We start from the raw sequence: 16,976 nt of genomic DNA, 5'->3' as shown, positions 1-16,976 counted from the left end.
GGGAAGGTCATACAGGGGCTCCGAGGGTGTGCGGGGATCACATGTGGGCGCCATACCCCGTCGTGGCGGCCGGGGTGTGGGCGATGAGGTGGCGGACCAGGGTCAGCAGGGTCTGGACGCCGGAGCTGGAGATCCGGGCGTCGCAGCAGACGACGGGGATCTCCGCGGGGAGGTCGAGGGCGGCACGCACCTCCCCGGGGTCGTAGCGGAAGGCGCCGTCGAACTCGTTGACGGCGACGACGAATCCGAGACCGCGCTGTTCGAAGAAGTCGACCGCCGCGAAGCACTCCGCCAGGCGCCGGGTGTCGGCGAGGACGACCGCGCCGAGCGCGCCCTCGCAGAGCTCGTCCCACATGAACCAGAACCGTTCCTGGCCGGGGGTCCCGAACAGGTACAGCACGTGTTCCTCGTCGAGGGTGATGCGGCCGAAGTCCATGGCCACGGTCGTCTCGACCTTGTTCTCGACGCCGTCGAGGTTGTCGGTGGCGGCGCTGACCGTGGTGAGGAGTTCCTCCGTGCTGAGTGGCGCGATCTCGCTGACCGCGCCGACGAAGGTCGTCTTGCCCACGCCGAACCCGCCCGCCACCAGGATCTTGAGCGCGGTGGGGAACGGGTCGTCGTCGTGGTCCGCGCCGTCGACGTGGTCAGAGCTGTCGTCGTAGTCCATCGAGCACTGCCTCCAGAAGGGCCCGGTCCGTCGGGTTGTGGTGGAACGCGGGGGGCTTGTCGGTGAGCGCCCCGCAGTCGACGAGGTCCGCCAGCAGCACCTTGGTGACGGCCACCGGCAGCCTGAGATGGGCGGCGACCTCGGCGACCGGGACGGGAGCGCGGCACAGGTCGAGGGCCTGCGCGTGCTCGGGGCCGAGATAGCCGAAGGGGGTGGCGCCGGTGGCTCTGACCTGCGACATGAGGTCGAGGGCGACGGTGGGACGGGTGCGGCCGTTGCTGACCGTGAAGGGGCGTACCAGCCGTCCGGCCGCGTCGTCGAGCCAGGGCCCGTCACCGGCCGCCGTCACGCTCAAGGCCTCATCGCCGGCGGTTCGACGCCCTGCTGGCGGGGAGCGGTCATCAGATACGGCCGTACGGACTTGACCAGCATCGCCATCTCGTAGCCGAGCACCGCCGCGTCGGCCTCGCGGCCGGCCATGACGGCGAGGCAGGTGCCGGAGCCGGCGGTGGTGACGAACAGCAGGGTCGAGTCGAGCTCGACGACGACCTGGCGGACGTCTCCGCCGTCACCGAAGCGGATGCCGGCGCTGCGGCCGAGGGAGTACAGGCCGGAGGCCAGGGCGGCCATGTGGTCGGCGGCGTCCGGGTCGAGACCGTGCACGGACTTCACCAGTCCGTCGCAGGACAGCAGGACGGCGCTGCTGGTGTGCGGTACGCGTTGCACGAGGCCGCTCATCAGCCAGTCGAGGTCGGATACCTGGGCGGTCGGCGCATCGCTCGCCATGGTGGATCGACTCCTTGGGGTACGAAGGTCTGCGGGAGCGCTGGGGGTGGTGCCGGTCATCCGGCGGGCGTGCTCCCGCCGTGTCGGGCGGGGTGGTCGGTGGGGGGTGCGGGTACGGCGGGCCGCGGTGCGGCGGGGGACTCCTGCTGGGACTCCGCGAGGCTGACGCCGCGTTGGAAGGCGGCCATCAGGTCGGGGTCGTGTCCGGCGGCGTACTCGGTGTCCTGGCGGGGTGCGGGGCCGTCGCGGAGCTGCGGGACGATGTGCTCCTGGGCGCGGCGGCGGGGCAGCCGGGGTCTGCCCATGGTGCCGCGCACCGTGCCGCCGCGCGGGGTGAGGGGCGGGGTCCCGTGGTCCGTGAGGGCGTCGTCCCGGTCGGCGTGGTGGACACCGGGTACGGCCTCGGCGTGGTCGGGGCGCACCTCACGGGCGCCGCGCAGGGGCAACGGCGGGGCGGGTGCGTCGCCGGCGGGCGACGGGGGCCGGGCGGGGGGCCAGGGCGGTGGAACGGCGGGCGTGAGGGGTGCCGCGGGTGCCTGCGCCTGCCCTCCGCCCGGCGTCGGAACGTCCGTGGGAGCCGGTACGACGGACATGTGGCGGACCGTCGGGGCGGCGCCGGTGCCGCGGTCGTGCGGCTGCGGTGCCGCGCCCTGTCCGCCGCCGGCGGTCCCCGGCTCCGTGCCGAGCAGTGCCTGCGGCACCACGAGCACGGCCTGGACCCCGCCGTAGATGTTGCTCCGGAGCCGTACGTGGATGCCGTGCCGCCTGGCGAGCTGGGAGACCACGAACAGGCCGATCCGGCCGTCGGCCAGCAGGCTGGCGACATGCACCTGGTCGGGGTCGGTGAGCAGCGCGTTCATCCGGTCCTGCTCGCCGACGGGCATGCCGAGTCCGCGGTCCTCGACCTCGACGGCGAGCCCGGAGGTGACGAGCTCGGCCCGCAGCAGCACCTGGGTGTGCGGGGCGGAGAACACCGTGGCGTTCTCGACGAGTTCGGCGAGCAGGTGGATGACGTCGGCGACGGCGTGCCCGCGCAGGGTGCCGTCGATCGGCGGCACGAGCTTGACCCGTGAGTACTGTTCGACCTCGGCGATCGCCGAGCGCAGCACCTCGGTCATGGAGACCGGGTTGCTCCACTGCCGCCGGGAGACGGCCCCGCCGAGCACGGCGAGGTTCTCGGCGTGGCGGCGGATGCGGGTGGCGAGGTGGTCGACGTGGAAGAGCCCCTTGAGCAGGTCGGGGTCCTCCATCTCGTTCTCCAGCTCGTCGAGGATGGAGATCTCGCGGTGCACCAGGGACTGCAGGCGCCGGGCGAGGTTGACGAACACCTCGAGCTTCTGTTCGCTGCCGGTCTGGCTGGAGAGCCGGTACGCCTGCACGACGGCGTGGACGGCCCCGTCGTGCGTGCGGGCGAGGTCGGTGGCGAGCAGGTCGAAGTCGGCGTCGCCGTCGAGGGCACCGGCCTGTTCGCCCCGCTGCCCGCGCGGGGCGTCGCCGCGGCGCAGTGTCTCGACGAGGGTGCCCAGGTCGGCCTCGCGCCGGGCGGTGCTCCGGCGCAGCGTGCCGATGCGGTCGCGCACGGACCGGGCGGCGCGGTCGGCGGCCACGGCGGCGATGACGATGCCGGCGAACGTCACCGAGGTGGCGCCGCCGAGGACGGCCCACAGGGTGAGGCTCGGCCGGACCCCGGTGGAGCGGACGGTGAAGAGCACGGCCGCGCAGGCGCTGAGGGCCACCGCCACGGGCGGGAGCACGGCGAGACGCAGCAGTTGGGACCGTATCGGCGCCTCGGGCGGCACGGGAGCGGTCCGTGCGGGCGGCCGGCCGTGCCGTCCGCCCTCACGGCGGTCCGCGCGGGCGGCCGGGCCTGTCCGGCGGGCCCGGACGCCCGCGGGATTCGCGTCGGTGCGGTCCGACTCGCGGACCACGACCGTGGTGCCGACGGCGCCCCGCGCTCCGGCCGGGCCCGGGGAACCGGCCGGGCCCGGGCGTCGGGGCCCCTCGCCCCGTCCGCTCCCTCGTCCGCCTTGTGGCTGCACGTACCGGTCCCCGCTCCCTGATCCGACTGTTGGACGCGGCCCCTCGACGCAGAAGCGCCCTACGGCATGAGGTGCCGCGGTGCCGCCCGACCGACACTCACCGTAGTCGCCACCGCATCATGTGCGGTGGGCAGTTGACAAACTCATGCGGACAGCATCGCGCTCTGGTATGAGGCTTCGTACGACAGACCGATAACCCTCTCGAGCGAGGGATCAGGAGTGGACAAGGAGCGATCGAGGCTGGTCACAAGCGGTCGCCGCGAATCCGCGAAGGGAGAAGGACTCCCGGCCGCCCGAGCCCTGTCCGTGCGCCCGTCGGCCGTCCGGGGCCGGCGGGGCGGACACTTTCGACCGCCGTCACCACACCCCACCCCTCCGGCCAGAACATCACTCACCGTCACCGTTCGGTCGGGACGGGAAGGGTGCGTCACGCCGTACGGTGTTCAGGTAGTGGTCGCCGATGGCCCGCATGGTGGGACCGGTGGGGCCGCGGTCCACCAGCGCCAGGACGTTGCGCCAGAACCGGTCGGCGCCGTCCGCGTCGGTGAGGGCCGGCACGCGCTCGCCGGTGAGGAGGGCGGCCCTGGCGGTGACCGTGCCGGCCATCGCCACCTGGGCGGCCGTGTCGGCGCGCCGCTCGTGGTCGAGCCCTCGCCCCGCCACGAGGGCGTCCGCCATGGCCGCGGTCGCGCGGTCGGTCACCGCCGAGGCGGTGTGGAGGGCGAGGGCGAGTTCTCCGTAGGCCAGCAGGAGATCGGCCTCGTCGTGCGGCGGCCGGGCGTGGCGCGCGGAACGGCTGAGGTCCCTGGCCTCCGCCAGGGCTCCCTCGGCCACGCCCAGCGCGACCTGGGTCAGCATGAGACCGAGGGCGAGCGGGGCGAGCGTGGTGTGGGGCGGGGCCATGTCCTCGTCACGGCCGGCGGGGCCCAGCACGTCGGCGGCGGCGACCGGTACGCCGTCGAAGTGGACGGTGCCCGCACCGGTGAGCCGTTGGCCGAACCGGTCGTGCGACAGTTCGCGGCCGACTCGCGGATGCCGCGCGTCCACGACCACGACGACCGGCTCGTGCGTGACGGAGCAGACGGCGTCCAGGACCAGCCGGTCGGCCTCGTCGACCGCGGCGGGCAGGGCGCGGTGCCCGTCGAGGACGAGGTGGCCGCCGTCGGCGGTGGGGGTGAGCGTGGGGCCCGGCAGCTCACCCCGGGGAAGCGGTTCGGGTGCGGCGGTCTCGCCCGCCCAGAGCCACTGCTCCCGTGCCGCGCGCGCCTCCAGCTCGGCGGCGTGCTCCGGGGTGGCGAAGAAGCGGGCGCTCCAGGACAACACGTAGTGACGGCCGAGCAGTTCACCGACCGAGCCGTCGGCGGCGGCGATACGGCGGACGACGGCGGAGGCGTCGCGCCAGCCCATCCCCCGTCCGTCCGGCGCGGGAGGGGCGAGCACGGCCGGCAGCCCGGATTCCCGCAGCCGCTCGACCTCGTCGAAGGGTGGTTTACCGGCCCGCTCGCGGTCGATCGCGTCCATGGCGAGATCGTCGGCGACCTCATCGGCGACGCGGTGCCAGAAGTCCCCGGCCTCGGTGGTCACCTCCGGCTCACCCACGATTCCCCATTTCCCTATTGGATTGATAGGGAATCATCCTGTGGGAGTGGCGGGTACCGGGCAAGGGCGCATCCGCCAAACGGACATGACCGTCCCACGGAACGGGACGACTACGGGTTCGTCCAGGCCGCCGGGGCGTCTGCCAGCCGCACGACTTCTTCGGGCAGCCGGCCCGAGACGACGTCCGCGAGGGACACGCCCTCCAGGATCTGCCGTACGTTGGCGCGCAGGGCGATCCACAGCGGGAGCAGGGCGGTGGCCGGGCCGGTGTACGACAGGTCGGGCGGGCGCACCCCCTGCACCGACACCAGCGGGCCGTCGACGGCCCGGATGACGTCCGCGATGCTGATGCCGTCCGCCGGCGCGGCCAGCCGGTAACCGCCGTTGGCACCGCGCCGGCTCAGCACCAGACCGTCCCGGCGCATGTCGTTGAGGATGCCCTCCAGGAACTTGTGCGGGATCCCCTGGGCGTCGGCGATCGCCTCCGCGGTGAGCGGACAGCCCTCCGGGGCCGCAGCGAGTTGCAGCGCGGCACGCACCGCATAGTCCGCCCTGGCCGAGATCCGCATACCCGCATTATCCAGCAAGGCCGCACGGTGCCCGGCCGGCCGGCGCGGACGGCTCCTTTCCCGCCTCTTGCGCGGGTACGGGTCCCCCTGACGCCGCACACCGTCACGGCACGTCGCGGACCGCGGGCAGTTCGACCGCCGCCCCGGACGGTTCCAGCAGTGGTGCGGCGGCGGAACGCCGGGGGGCCGCCCGGTAGGCGGCGAGATCCCCACTGGCGGGAAAGGTCATGAGACGGGCCTCGACCTGATCGTCCGGAGTGCGCAGCCGTCGCCCGGGACGTCCTCCGTACGCGGCGAGGAGGGGCAGAACGGCGCTTTCACAAGCGTCGAAGGCACCCAGGCCTCCCTCGGGCAGCCGGGCGGGCATCAAGTACGTGACGGCCATGGCCCCCACCACGGTCCGGGGACAGTGCTCTTCCGAGCTTGGCGGAACCGTACGTCCCCAGCGCCGCGATACGCGTACGGACGGCAGCTCCCAGCGCTTCCCCGAAGGTTGGCGGCGGTCCGAACCGCCGGGGGCCGACGCGGCACGGAACCGTTCGCGTGCCCGAAGGACGTGGGGCGGCGGCGTCGTCACGGCGTCGGCCGGAACCCGGGCCGCATTCCGCATGAGCGGCGCGACAGCGGGCCCTTCCGTGTTAACGAAAATGTCGGACAATATTAAATAACAGCCCGTCAGGTCCGCTCTAGCATGATCAGGACGTGGGGATCCCGCCATGGTCATGAGCTCCTTTTCACTCGGCCCGCACACGAGCCGCACATCTCCTTCATGCCGTGGAGAAGGCGCTCTCCGCGTCGCGGAAGTACTTCATCCGTTCGCCGACAGCCGCGCGCCACCGCGCTACTCGACAGGGCCTCAATGAAACGTCAGGGCTGGTCCATCCGCCGCAAGTTCACCGCGCTCCTCCTGCTCCCGCTGGTGTCACTGGCCGCGCTCTGCGGCTACGCCGCCCACCTGGCCCTCGGCAACGCGCTGACCCTCTCGCGCGTCGACACCATCGGCAACCACCTCGCCGCACCCCTCGGCCGAACCGTGATAGCCCTCCAGAGCGAACGGCGCGACGCGGTCGTGGCGGCCACCGCGCCGGACGGCGACCCCGCGTCGCCGGCCGCAGGGCGCGCGGCCAGCGACGCGGCGATAGCGGCGTTCCTGAAGGAGGCGCACGACGACGAGGTCCGCGACGCGGAGAGCGACTCGGTGCGCGAGGGCGTCGAACGCGCCGAGAAGTCCCTCGCCACCCTGAGCGACATCCGGCGCGGGACCGACACGGGCACCAGCTCGCCGGACCAGATCATGGCCGCCTACACCAGCGTCAACGACGACATCGCCGAGGCGCTGCGCGCCATGACGATCCTCCCCGACCAGGACGCCCAGGAGTTCGGCCAGGCCCTCTACACCCAGGTGCCCGCAGGCGACCTCCTCTCCCAGGAGGACGCGCTGATCTCGGCCACCGCCGCCACCCCCGACCGCCGGCTGAGCGCCACCGCCTACCGCACCCTCGTCCAGACCATCGGCGCCCGACGGCTGCTGAGCGCCGAGGTGCTCGCCCGGCTGCCCGCCGCCCAGCGCAAGCCGTTCCTGGAACTCGCCGCGCCCGGCGGGGCCATGGCCGAGGTCACCGCCCTGGAGGACAGTCTCATCGACGCGGGCCCGACCGCCCGCACACTCCCCTTCACCATCGCGCAGTGGCGTGCCGCCTACGACGCGGCGGCCAAGGTGAACGGCACGACCGCCCTCGACTACATCCACCTGGTCTTCACCCTCACCGGCCCCCCGGCTCACCGCGCCTTCGTCGAACTCGCCGTCGCGGGAACGCTCAGCCTCGCCTCGCTCATCGTCTCCGTCGTGATGTCGATCCGCATGGCACGCTCCCTCGTCGGCGACATCAACCGCCTCAACACCTCCTCGCGCAACCTCACCGACGACAAACTCCGCGACGTCGTGGGCCGACTGCGCCGCGGCGAGACGGTGGACGTCCGCACCGGAACGAAGAGCCCCGTCTTCGTCAACCGGGAGATGGCGGAGCTCGGGGCCGCCTTCGACGCGCTGCAGCGCACCGCCGTGGACCTCGCCCGGGAGGACGTCCGCCTGCACCAGGGCATCAACCAGCTCTTCACCAACCTCGCCCGCCGCAGCCAGGTCCTCATCCACCGGCAGCTCAGTCTGCTCGACGTGATGGAACGCCACGAGGAGGACGCCAACACCCTGGACCGGCTCTTCGAACTCGACCAGCTCGCCACCCGCATGCGGCGCTACGCCGAAGGCCTGCTGATCGTCTCCGGTTCCGCGCCGGGCCGGTTCTGGCGCCGGGCGGTCCCCGCGGTGGACGTCGTCCGCGGCGGCATCGCGGAGACCGAACAGTACGCGCGGGTCGTCGTACTGCCCGTGCCGACGGTGGGCATCCAGGGCCGTGCCGCCGCCGACGTCATCCACCTGCTCGCCGAACTCATCGAGAACGCGGAGGTGTTCTCGCCCTCCGACAGCGAGGTCCGGGTCAGCGCGGGCAAGGCGGCCAGCGGCCTGGTCATCGAGATCGACGACCGCGGCCTCGGCATGCCGCCGGAGGAACTGGAGGCGGCCAACCGGCGCCTCGGCGCACCGCTGGACGTGACCACCCTGGACAGCACCCGCCTCGGCCTGGTCACCGTGGGCCGCCTGGCCCACCGCCACGGCATCGAGGTGACCCTGCGCCGCTCGCCCTACGGCGGTGTCAACGCGGTGGTCCTCATCCCGGACGACCTGCTGGAGTGGACCCAGCCCCCGGCGGAGCCCCCGGCCCCGCCTGCTCCGCCGACCCGCGAGGCCCTGGCCCCGACTCCCACGGGCCCACCGGCACCCGCGCGGGCTCACGCGGCTCCGGCCCGGGTGACGGCCCCGGCCTCCGCCCCCGCCCCGGTGGCATCCCCGTCCCGACCCGCACCGGCCCCGGCACGCCCCCACCCCACCCCGGCCCCCGCGCAGGGCGGCATGATCGACGGCCTCCCGGTCCGCGTACCCCAGGCGAACCTCTCGGACGAGGCCACCTCGAGCGGCGGTACCGGCGGTCGCGGACAGCTCATGGACTGGGGCCGTACCGACTACGAGCGACGCGTCGGCCCACCGGCACCGGCACCGGCACCGGCCGGAACTGCGACGCGCGGTCCCGCCGTCCCCCACCCCCGCCCGGCCGAACGCCCCGACCAGGTCCGTTCGATGATGTCCGCCCTCCAGGCGGGCGCGGCCCGCGCCCGGGTCGAGCAGTACGCGGCCCCCGGCGACCCGGCCGGCCGGCCGCGTGGCGACGCGCTCGGCCACGACGCGCACGCCGCCTTCCCGGCCCACATCCCCACCCCCACTCCCAGAAAGCGTGACTGACATGACCCAGGTCGTCCCGTCCGAGACGGGCTCCCAGCTCGACTGGCTGCTGAGCGACATGGTGCGCACGGTGCCGGAGATCGGCCACGCCGTCCTGCTGTCCACGGACGGGCTGCTGCTCGGCGCCTCCGAGGCACTCGACCGCGACCAGGCCGAGCGGCTCTCCGCGGTCGCCTCCGGCTTCCACAGCCTCGCCAAGGGCGCCGGGCGCCACTTCGGCGGCGGCGCGGTGCTCCAGACCATGGTGGAGATGGAGGGCGGCTTCCTGTTCGTGTGCGCGGCGGGCGACAACTCCTGTCTGACGGCGCTGACCCGCCAGGGCGCGGACATCGGCGTCGTCGCCTACGAGATGGCCATGCTGGTCAAACGCCTCGGCTTCCACATGTCGGTCGAGTCACGATGACCAACGCTCAATGGGTGGACGAGGCGGCCGGCCCGGTCGTCCGCCCGTACGCCATGGTGCGGGGACGGACCCGCAACGAGGGCTATTTCTTCGACCTGGTGGCCTTCGTGGTCGCGACGGTCGACACCCTCCAGCACGAGGTGGAGACGCAGCCCGAGCACCGGGCGATCCTCGCCCTCTGCCGCAGCCCGCGCCCGGTGGGTGAGGTGGCGGCGCGCATGAACCTGCCGGTGGGAGTCGTACGCGTGCTGCTCGGAGACCTCTTCAACGCCCGGGCCATCCGGGTGCGGCAGCCCGCCGACCCGGCGGCGCGGCCCAGCGTCCGGATGATCAGAGAAGTACTCGAAGGACTGCGCGCACTGTGAGTACGAGACGGAAAGGCAAGCCCGCCATGTCACGGACAGAGCTGCCGGACGCCGCGAAGATCCTGGTGGCAGGGGGCTTCGGGGTGGGGAAGAGCACGTTGGTCTCCACGGTCAGCGAGATCCTCCCCTTCCACACGGAGGAGACGCTGACACGGTCCGGTATCGACGTGGACGATCTGTCGGGTGTCGAACGGAAGGGCACGACCACGGTGGCCCTGGACTTCGGCCGGATCACCATCCACAACCGTCTCGCGCTCTTCCTGTTCGGCACCCCTGGCCAGGACCGCTTCTGGTTCATGTGGGAGGAACTGGCCGCCGGGGCGCTCTGCGCGGTCGTCCTGGCCGACACCCGACGGCTGCCCGACTGCTTCCCGGCCGTCGACTACTTCGAGCGCAGCGGGCTGCCGTTCGTGGTCGCCGTCAACTGTTTCGAGGGCGCCCGCCAGTACCCGGCGGAGACGGTACGCCAGGCGCTGGCGCTGGGCCCGCACGTACCGGTCCTGCTCTGCGACGCCCGCCTGCGCGCCTCGGTGAAGGAGACGTTGATCCAGGCGGTCGAACACGTTCTGGCGGTGGAGACCCGGCGCGGGGCAGCGCTGTAGGTCCGGCCCCGTCGAAGAACGCTCAGGACCTCGCGACCTGTCCCGTGGCCGGGGCCCGGGGATGCCCGCACCGCCGGCACTCCGGCAGCGCTTCGGTGTTCCCCCTCCCCGGGCCGCTTCCCCGCAGGTCAAGACGGGCCTGCGCCCCTGGGCAGGCGTCGGGGAACCAGGAGTCGTCGAACGACGTCGGCGTGGCCGCGGCCGGCGGGGCTGCGGGGCTGCGGGGCCGGGATCCTGGACGGGTGCGAGAGCAGCAGCGGTACGACGGGTGGTCGGCCGGGGCCGCCTACGAGCGGTACATGGGCCGCTGGAGCCACCCCGTCGCCGAGCGGTTCGGCGCCTGGCTCGACGCCGCCGACGGTCTGCGGTGGCTGGACGTGGGCTGCGGGGCGGGCGGTCTGACGGCCACGGTGGCAGCCCGCTGCCGACCCCGCACGGTGGTGGGAGTCGACCGGTCGGAGGGGTTCGGCGCCCACGCACGGGCGTCCGTCTCCTCGCCCGCGCACTTCGTCGTGGCCGACGCGATGGCGCTGCCCGTACGCGACGAGGCGTGCGACGCGGCCGTCAACGGCCTGGTCCTGAACTTCCTGCCCTCCCCCGCCGCGGCAAGCCACATGCCCTGCCGCCAGGGCCGTCCAAGGACGGCAAGGGCCTGAATCGCCGAGCAGTGGCTTCGCGCTCAGCGCGGGGCGCCCCGTCCGAGGCCCGCGGCAAACGATCCGGTTCCTCAGCCGGCAGACGCTCCGGCATCCGGGCCGTCCCGCCCCCGACCGGCGTCACCGCTCGCCGGCGAGGTCGAGATCACCGCTGCTCATCTCGGCCGCGGCACCGGCACCCCGCGGACGCCGCCACGGGTGCGCGATCGGACCGGACACCGCCCGCCACCACGGTTCCCCGGGCAACTCGCCCGCCGGCTCGAACGGCTCGCCCGGCCGCGGGAACGCCACCGCCTGGCCCACCTCCTCGGCCGCGTCCTTCATCCACTCCCCCGGCTCCGCCCACGCGTGCGGCGCCAGGTTGAAGGTGCCCCAGTGGATGGGCAGCAGCACGCCGGCCGCCTCGCCGCCCTGCAGGTCGAGATGGGCCCGGACGCCTTCCTCGGGCGTCATGTGGATGTCGGGCCAGAAGTCCGAGTACGCGCCGACCTGGACCATCGTGGCGTCGAACGGGCCGTGGTCGGTGCCGATGTCCTTGAAGCCCTCGAAGTAGCCGGTGTCACCGCTGTGGTAGATCCGGTGCTCCTCGCCCGCGGCGACCCAGGAGGCCCACAGGGTGTGCTGGGTGTTGCGCAGGCCCCGGCCGCAGAAGTGGCGGGCCGGGGTGGCGGTGAGGGCGAGCCCGCCGATCTTCGTCGTCTCGTGCCAGTCCAGCTCGCGCAGCCGTCCGGCGGACACGCCCCAGCGTTCCAGGTGCGCGCCGACGCCGAGGGGCACGGCGAACAGGGTGTCCGTGCCGGCCAGCGCCTTGATCGTGGGCAGGTCCAGGTGGTCGTAGTGGTCGTGGGAGATCACGACGACGTCGACCGGGCCGAGTGCGGTCAGCGGCAGCGGGGCGGGGTGCAGCCGCCTGGGTCCGGCGAAGGGGAACGGTGAGCAGCGCTCACCCCACACGGGGTCGAACAGGACCCGGTGTCCGTCGATCTCCGCGAGCACGCTGGAGTGGCCCATCCAGGTCAGGCGCAGCCCGGTGGCCGGCGGACGGGAGATGTCGGCCAGGGTGGTCGGGTGCACCGGGACGGTGCCCTCGGGGGCGCGGCGGATCCGGGATTCCTTGTCGACATAGGTCTTCGCCAGGTCCCGCACCGACCCCGACGGGCGGGTCCGGGCGGCGCCCCCGGGATTCTGGAACACGCCGTCCTTGAAGTGCGGGGATCTGCGGATGCGTGCCATGCGCTCGCCACTCGGGTCCGCGCCGAAGGCCACGGGCCGCAGGGCGCGCAGCCCGGAGCTCTGGGAACGGGAACCGGCCACGGTACCTCCAAGTGGAGTCGGTCAGACATTCCATTATGAGCGGCCGTGTCCGGCACCGCGGTGCCGGATACGGCCGCGGCCGGAAGAACGGCCCTCACGCCACCGCGGCGATCCGCACCTTGATGTCGTCCGGCGACAGCGTCCCCTTGGCGATCACGTGGTCGCCCGACGACTCCCCGCGCAGCCGGCGGCCGATCCACGGCACCAGGTACTCGCGGGCCCAGTGGACGTCGTCCCGCCGGATGTCGAGGGTGCCGCGGGGCGGCAGGGGCGGCCAGGCCTGTTCCGGGTCGGCGGGGGTGTCCAGGCCGAGGGCCTGCCCGGCGCGGAGCGCGACGCGGGTGTGCCCCTCCGGCGACAGGTGCAGCCGGTCGGCGTCCCAGGCCCTGCGGTCCTGGACGCTCCTGAGGGACCACAGGTCGAGGACGGGGCAGCCGTAACGGTCGGCTACGGCCCGCACATGCCCGTTGTACGTCGCGATCTTGCCGCGCAGGTGCTTCAGCAGGGGCACGCCGCGGGTGTCGAACCCGGTCGTCACCATCACCGTGCCGGACACGGCCGTGAGCGCGGCGATCGCCCGCTCGAACCGCTCGGCCACCTCGTCCGGGTCGCTGCCGGGGCGGAGGATGTCGTTGCCGCCCGCGCAGAACGAGACCAGGTCGGGGGCGAGTTCGACCGCCTTCGGAAGCTGGTCCGCCACGATCTGGTCCAGGAGCTTTCCGCGTACGGCGAGATTGGTGTACGCGAAGTCGCCCTCGGGCCGGAGGTCCGCGAGAAGCACGGCGAACCGGTCGGCCCAGCCGACGAGCGCCCCGTCGGGGCCGGGGTCGCCGACGCCCTCGGTGAAGCTGTCCCCCACCGCCACGTACGACCCGATCACTGCTCTGCTGTCACTCTTCGAATCGTCTGCCACAACCGCTCATGATTCACCTTCGAATGTGACCTACGCGACCGTAAGGAAGGGTTGACGGGCGGTGAGATAAGACACTCTCAAAATGTTGGCCAATTCCGGAATACGCCGAAGGCCGGCCCCGGGGATCGGGGTCCGGCCTTCGGCGCGCGTGTCAGGAAGGTCGCCGCGGGGATCAGCCGATGGAGACGCCCTTGGAGCGGAGGTAGGAGACCGGGTCCACGTCCGAGCCGTAGTCCGGGGTGGTGCGGATCTCGAAGTGCAGGTGCGGGCCGGTCACGTTGCCGGTCGCACCGGAGAGGCCGACCTGCTGGCCGGCGGTGACGGTCTGGCCGGCCGAGACGGACAGCGAGGACAGGTGGGCGTACTGGGCGTAGTAGCCGTCTTCGAGCTTGATGACGACCTGGTTGCCGTACGCGCCGCCCCAGCCGGCGGAGACGACGGTGCCCGCGCCGACGGCCTTCAGGGAGGTGCCGGTCGGGACGCTGAAGTCGACGCCGGTGTGGTAGCCGCTGGACCACATGCTGCCGGCCACCTTGTAGGCGGTGCCGAGACCGCCGGCGCCGGGCACCGGGGAGCTGTAACCGGAGGCGCTCGCGGCCTGGTCGGTGCTCGCGGTCTGGGCGGAGGCGTCCGAGGAGGGCTGCTCGGCGGGCTGCTCCGCCGGCTTCTCGGCCTCCTGCTCCGAGGCCTGCGGGGTCGCCGGGGCCTCCGTGGCGGACGACTTCTCCGGTGCGCTCGTGGCGGCCCCGCCGTCGACGGAGAGCTTCAGGCCGGGGTGGATGAGCGACGGGTCGTCGCCGATGGCCTCGCGGTTGTCCGTGTAGAGCTGCTTCCAGCCACCGTCGACGTGCTCCGTCTCGGCGATCTTCGCGAGGTAGTCGCCGGCCTTCACGGTGTACGTGCGGGCCTCGTCGCCCTTTTCGGCGACGGTCTTCTGGCCGGCGGCGGAAAGGGACTGGACGGCCTTTTCGGGGGCGGTCTGCGGCGTGGCGGCGTGCGCGCCGGTGGCGCCGAGAAGCGGCAGGGCGAGTGCGGCGCCACCGGTTCCGGCGACGGCGATGGAGCGGGTGAAACGCTGGGCCTTGGTACGGCGGTGCTTACCCTTCGCGGGCATGTCGAATTCCTCTCCGGCGCCTGCGAGGTGAGCTGTCGGGTTCGGGCTGGAGATGCCCGGCCGCGTTGTCACGCGACTTAACCCCAAGCCGTTCCGGGAACCGGAACAGGCAGTGGTACCTGTGGGTCCCCCGCTCCTGCCGTGCACGGGTCAGTGTGTGTACGGGCTCCGGGCGGCGGCAGGATTGGGCGTCCGTCCGGATCGGTGGCGAACGTAAGCGACCCGGACGCGAGGGGACAAGCGCGAGGTTCACCGCGAACGCGTTTTTCCGTGATCCAAAGGAGGAATTGACGTCACCGAGCGTCAGCCGGGATTCCCTTTCCCCCGCGAATTCCCTTGTCGTTCCACGGAATTACGTGAACATGGCGACAACACATCGTCACGGATATGACGCTGCTCACGCACCCCTTTCCCATCTCCCTTTCTTTCGGGGCACGTTATGGCGAATCCACCTAATCGGACAGAACGCCCTAATCGCCCGATCACAGGCGCCGCAGCCGCACCACCGCGGCGTCCAGATCTCCCCGCAGACCGGTGCGCAGCCCGTGGTGCAGCAAGAGGGCGCCTCGGTACGTTTCACCGGTTTCGCGGCATTCGTACGACGCCTCCGGGTCGAGGCCGCGCAGCCGGAGGGCCGGGACGGGCTCTCCGTAGTGCTGCGCCTGGAGGCAGGCGAGGACGACGGTCTCGTCGCCGAGGACGTACTGCACCGCGCTCAGTCCGCCCTCCGGGGGCCGCAGCCGGTACAGGTCGCCGCGCTGGACGACGGGCCGGATCTCCTTGTAGAGCGCGACCCACTCCCGCGCCTCGGCGAGCTCCTCCCCGGTCCACCGCGCGAGGTCGCCGCCGACGCCGAGCACCCCGGCCATGGCGCTGACGAACCGGAAGCGCAGCGAACTGACCCGTCCGTTGAGCATCGCGTTCGGGCTGTCGGTGACCCAGGCGGCCATCACCCGGGCCGGGTGGAGCTGGCTGAAGCCGTGCTGGACGGCGAGCCGGTCGAGCGGGTCGGTGTTGTCCGAGGTCCACACCTGGTCGGTACGGGAGAGGACCCCCAGGTCGATCCGTCCGCCGCCGCCCGAGCAGGACTCGAAGGCCACGTCCGGATGGGCCGCCCGCAACCGGTCCAGCAGCGCGTACAGGCCGCGCACATGATCGGTCCACAGCCGCTGCGGGTACGGGTCGTCCGGCCACCCGGCGTCGGTGGAGCAGCGGTTGAAGTCCCACTTCACATAGTCGACGGGGACGCCGGAGAGCAGTCCGTCGAGCTGCTCCCAGAGGTACTCCCGCACATCGTCCCGCGCGAGGTTGAGCACCAGCTGGTTGCGGAACTCCGTGCGCCGGCGGCCCGGCTGGAACTGCACCCAGTCGGGGTGCGCGCGGTACAGGTCGCTGTCGGGGTTGACCATCTCCGGCTCGACCCAGATGCCGAACTTCATCCCGAGCCCGTGCACATGGTCGGCGAGGGGTTTCAGGCCGCCGGGGAAGCGGTCGGGGTTGGGCGTCCAGTCGCCGAGCCCGGCCCGGTCGCTCGTACGCGCCCCGAACCAGCCGTCGTCGACCACGAACAGTTCGACGCCCATCGCGGCGGCCCGCGCCGCGAGCCCCCGCTGCTGCTCCTCGGAGATGTCGAACCCGGTGGCCTCCCAGGAGTTGAACAGCACGGGCCGGTCCCGGTCCGCGTCCGGGACGACGTGCGTCCGCTGGTAGGCGTGCCAGGCGCGGCTGGCGCCGCCGAAGCCGCCGTCGCTCCACAGACCGGCGAAGAGCGGTGTGACGTACGTCTCCTCCGTGCCCAGCGTCAGCAGGCCGGAGTCGTCGTGTCCCGCGCCGCCGGTGATCTGCACGCGCGCGTCGGGGAGTTGGGCGACCGAGATGCGCCAGGAGCCGGACCAGCCGAGGGCACAGCCGTAGACCTCGCCGCGTTCCTCGGTCGCGTCGGTGTCGAGCGCGACCCAGGGCAGGTGCTGGTGTCCGGTGTGGCCGCGGCGGCTGCCGATGACCTTCTCGCCGTAGGTGAGCGGGGAGCGGGTCAGCCGGGACTCGGCGGCCCAGCGGCCGTGGAGCTGGGACAGCCGCCAGTGCTCGCGCTCGGGCAGGGTCCAGGTGGCGGAGTCGGCGCGCAGGAGCTCGACCGCGGGTCCCCGGTTGTGCAGGGTCACCCAGCGTTCGAGCACGTCGTCGCGCATCCGGTAGTGCAGGGTCACGGTCAGCTCGCCGTCGCGGAAGCGGAGACGGAGTTCACCGTCGTCGGTTTCGCCGTCGTCCGTCTCGTGGCCGTCGAAGGCCCATTCGGTGCCGCGCCGCCCGTCGGCGGTGCGTACGGACAGGGCGGGCCGGACGAAACGGGGGCCGCCCTCGACCGGGTACTCCTCGCGCCCGTCCAGACGGGACTCGAACGGCCAGTCGTCCGGCAGCGGGCGCGCGGCGAGGGCCTCCGCGTCGGCCGGCGTGATCCTCGGGCCCCAGTGCAGATGCACCAGCTCGTCGCGGTCCGTGACATGGAGCGCGTAGCTGCTGGCCGGCCCCGACAGGAGCCATGTACGACCGTCTTGGGAGACCTGCGTCACCGAACCTCCAACAGACCCGAACAG

The 16,976-nt window shown here is 72.7% G+C and carries 16 protein-coding genes and 1 riboswitch; of the genes, 5 read left to right on the top strand and 11 right to left on the bottom strand.

Translation table 11 applies throughout. From position 1 onward, the window contains the following. Positions 1-37 precede the first annotated feature (37 nt). The 7 genes from ACFV5H_RS17210 to ACFV5H_RS17180 form a co-directional block, all read right to left on the bottom strand. On the bottom strand, positions 38-667 hold the full coding sequence (locus ACFV5H_RS17210; RefSeq protein ID WP_385195547.1) for an ATP/GTP-binding protein: 630 nt from the start codon (positions 665-667) through the stop codon (positions 38-40). Continuing rightward, positions 645-1,016, bottom strand: a complete 372-nt coding sequence (locus ACFV5H_RS17205; protein WP_030862933.1) for a DUF742 domain-containing protein — start codon at positions 1,014-1,016, stop codon at positions 645-647. The genes ACFV5H_RS17210 and ACFV5H_RS17205 overlap by 23 nt, the downstream gene beginning before the upstream one ends. Positions 1,017-1,018: 2 nt before the next feature. Further along, complete coding sequence (locus tag ACFV5H_RS17200; RefSeq protein ID WP_073934977.1) at positions 1,019-1,453, bottom strand: roadblock/LC7 domain-containing protein; 435 nt, start codon at positions 1,451-1,453, stop codon at positions 1,019-1,021. A 56-nt stretch (positions 1,454-1,509) separates the two neighbouring features. Further along, positions 1,510-3,381 (bottom strand): sensor histidine kinase, encoded by a 1,872-nt coding sequence (locus ACFV5H_RS17195; protein ID WP_385195544.1) that lies wholly within the window; start codon positions 3,379-3,381, stop codon positions 1,510-1,512. A 498-nt stretch (positions 3,382-3,879) separates the two neighbouring features. Beyond that, positions 3,880-5,091: an acyl-CoA dehydrogenase family protein gene (locus tag ACFV5H_RS17190; RefSeq protein ID WP_385195541.1), complete on the bottom strand. Its 1,212-nt coding sequence runs from the start codon at positions 5,089-5,091 to the stop codon at positions 3,880-3,882. Between the two features lie 110 nt (positions 5,092-5,201). Then, complete coding sequence (locus ACFV5H_RS17185; protein WP_385053295.1) at positions 5,202-5,660, bottom strand: RrF2 family transcriptional regulator; 459 nt, start codon at positions 5,658-5,660, stop codon at positions 5,202-5,204. A gap of 103 nt (positions 5,661-5,763) precedes the next feature. Beyond that, positions 5,764-6,045 (bottom strand): hypothetical protein, encoded by a 282-nt coding sequence (locus tag ACFV5H_RS17180; RefSeq protein WP_385195538.1) that lies wholly within the window; start codon positions 6,043-6,045, stop codon positions 5,764-5,766. A 474-nt stretch (positions 6,046-6,519) separates the two neighbouring features. Between ACFV5H_RS17180 and ACFV5H_RS17175 the strand changes: the two genes are divergently transcribed. The 5 genes from ACFV5H_RS17175 to ACFV5H_RS17155 all read left to right on the top strand — a co-directional run bounded on the left by ACFV5H_RS17175 (position 6,520) and on the right by ACFV5H_RS17155 (position 11,041). Further along, positions 6,520-9,015, top strand: a complete 2,496-nt coding sequence (locus ACFV5H_RS17175) for a nitrate- and nitrite sensing domain-containing protein (protein WP_385195535.1) — start codon at positions 6,520-6,522, stop codon at positions 9,013-9,015. Between the two features lies 1 nt (position 9,016). After that, a complete protein-coding gene (locus ACFV5H_RS17170; protein ID WP_385053299.1) occupies positions 9,017-9,418 on the top strand; it encodes a roadblock/LC7 domain-containing protein in 402 nt (133 codons plus the stop codon). Next, positions 9,415-9,783, top strand: coding sequence for a DUF742 domain-containing protein (locus ACFV5H_RS17165; protein ID WP_385053302.1), 369 nt, complete (start codon positions 9,415-9,417; stop codon positions 9,781-9,783). The genes ACFV5H_RS17170 and ACFV5H_RS17165 overlap by 4 nt, the downstream gene beginning before the upstream one ends. A 26-nt stretch (positions 9,784-9,809) precedes the next feature. Beyond that, positions 9,810-10,385: an ATP/GTP-binding protein gene (locus ACFV5H_RS17160; protein ID WP_385053304.1), complete on the top strand. Its 576-nt coding sequence runs from the start codon at positions 9,810-9,812 to the stop codon at positions 10,383-10,385. A gap of 242 nt (positions 10,386-10,627) precedes the next feature. Continuing rightward, positions 10,628-11,041 carry a class I SAM-dependent methyltransferase gene (locus ACFV5H_RS17155; protein WP_385195533.1) on the top strand — a complete coding sequence of 138 codons (414 nt, stop codon included), beginning with the start codon at positions 10,628-10,630 and terminating at the stop codon, positions 11,039-11,041. A gap of 120 nt (positions 11,042-11,161) precedes the next feature. On the opposite strand, the gene ACFV5H_RS17150 is transcribed toward ACFV5H_RS17155, so the two are convergent. The 4 genes from ACFV5H_RS17150 to ACFV5H_RS17135 all read right to left on the bottom strand — a co-directional run bounded on the left by ACFV5H_RS17150 (position 11,162) and on the right by ACFV5H_RS17135 (position 16,952). Beyond that, complete coding sequence (locus ACFV5H_RS17150) at positions 11,162-12,355, bottom strand: MBL fold metallo-hydrolase (RefSeq protein ID WP_385195531.1); 1,194 nt, start codon at positions 12,353-12,355, stop codon at positions 11,162-11,164. Between the two features lie 94 nt (positions 12,356-12,449). Then, entirely contained in the window at positions 12,450-13,235 is a 786-nt protein-coding gene (locus ACFV5H_RS17145; protein WP_385195564.1) for an SGNH/GDSL hydrolase family protein, read from the bottom strand. A gap of 205 nt (positions 13,236-13,440) precedes the next feature. Continuing rightward, the gene (locus tag ACFV5H_RS17140) at positions 13,441-14,382 is read right to left on the bottom strand and encodes a peptidoglycan DD-metalloendopeptidase family protein (protein ID WP_385195528.1); all 942 of its coding nucleotides are present in this window, start codon (positions 14,380-14,382) and stop codon (positions 13,441-13,443) included. A gap of 4 nt (positions 14,383-14,386) precedes the next feature. Beyond that, positions 14,387-14,548, bottom strand: a riboswitch (cyclic di-AMP (ydaO/yuaA leader). 316 nt (positions 14,549-14,864) lie between these two features. After that, the gene (locus ACFV5H_RS17135; RefSeq protein ID WP_385195526.1) at positions 14,865-16,952 is read right to left on the bottom strand and encodes an alpha-galactosidase; all 2,088 of its coding nucleotides are present in this window, start codon (positions 16,950-16,952) and stop codon (positions 14,865-14,867) included. Positions 16,953-16,976 lie beyond the last annotated feature (24 nt).

This window comes from Streptomyces sp. NPDC059787 (assembly GCF_042732315.1).
In the GTDB taxonomy this organism is placed as follows: domain Bacteria; phylum Actinomycetota; class Actinomycetes; order Streptomycetales; family Streptomycetaceae; genus Streptomyces; species Streptomyces atrovirens.
The sequence above is the reverse complement of the archived record's forward strand: the minus strand, read 5'-3'. Positions and strand labels throughout refer to the sequence as shown.